We start from the raw sequence: 1,337 nt of genomic DNA on the forward strand, positions 1-1,337 counted from the left end.
TATGAAGCGTTAAAAGATACAAGAGGTATGAAAAGCATAGGTAAACAGAAACGAAAAGAAGAGGAAACCAAAGATGAGCTTATCGAACGACAAGCATTACAAATCGAATATTTAAAAAAGCTTTTGGAGCTGGAAAGGATGTGAGAAAGCAGAAAGAGGTACAATTTGCCTTTATAGAAGCAAATGAGAAAGATTATCCTGTTACGATGTTAGTGCAACTGACTGATGTATCACGATCTGGTTATTACAAATGGAAAAAACGTGGAGGGGGTAGTGTGCAGGCACAAAAGGACGAAGAATTATACAACTATATCATCCAATTACATCATAAACACCGTGGTACATTGGGAAGAAAAAGAATGAAAATGGCATTAAAGGAGGAATATGACATTGAGGTTGGAGAGATGCGTGTCTCTAAAATCATGCGGAAATATGGTATTCGTTGTAAGATCCGCCAAAGGCGCTTTGTTAAGCGTAACGAGATAAATAAAAAAGTACCGAATATATTAAATCGAAACTTTCAAGCAAAGAAACCCGGAATGAAGTTTGCGATTGATATTACCTATTTACCAGTGATAGAGGGGCCAAACAAGAATCTTTATTTGTGTGCGATTAAAGATTTATTTCATGACGAGATTGTGGCGTATTCTATTAGTCAACGTCAGGATATAGAGCTTGTATACGAAGCGTTAGATCGTTTAAAAGAAAAAAAGTTTGTGAAAGGTGCCATTTTACATAGTGATCAAGGCACACAGTTCACAAACGCTGGTTATCAAATGCGTGTCAAAGAGATGGGCCTCACCCCATCCATGTCCCGCAGAGGCAACTGCTGGGACAACGCATGCATTGAAAACTTCTTTAGTCATTACAAGTGTGAAATAGAATGTTTTTTTGAAAACACAGAGACTGTATTCGAAGTTCAAAATGCGGCAAACCAATATATCCATTACTTTAATCATAATCGAATCAACACAAAATTACAAACGAGTCCTGTAAAATATATCAAGCGTTACGCAAGCTAAAAATGCACCGCAGGGAACCACAGCGGAGCTGCTTGCCCTTGCCTGGCATGCCTCTTCTTAGTGATTCGGTGTGTTGGGGATAGGGGCCCCCGACCAGCGAGAACTTAGAAGAGATGGTTCGTGGTACGCTCTGTGTGCGAATAGGGAGCTTTAATAGCTTTATTTTTCCCGATTCGCCACTTTATTCACCACCACGAACCCAAATGCCTGGCAAGGGTGGCGTATATGATCATAGCTCAAACTATCGGAAACAAAGGTATTGTGAAAAGTTTTTTGAGACACTTTGGTACTGTCTACTTGACAGAAGCAGGTGTA

The 1,337-nt window shown here is 39.7% G+C and carries 1 protein-coding gene; it reads left to right on the forward strand.

Annotated elements, in window-relative coordinates; genetic code table 11:
- Positions 1-107: 107 nt before the first annotated feature.
- A complete protein-coding gene (locus tag KM885_RS17735) occupies positions 108-1,022 on the forward strand; it encodes an IS3 family transposase (RefSeq protein ID WP_047186444.1) in 915 nt (304 codons plus the stop codon).
- Positions 1,023-1,337: the final 315 nt, after the last annotated feature.

This window comes from Oceanobacillus caeni (assembly GCF_019037185.1).
In the GTDB taxonomy this organism is placed as follows: Bacteria; Bacillota; Bacilli; order Bacillales; family Amphibacillaceae; genus Oceanobacillus; species Oceanobacillus caeni.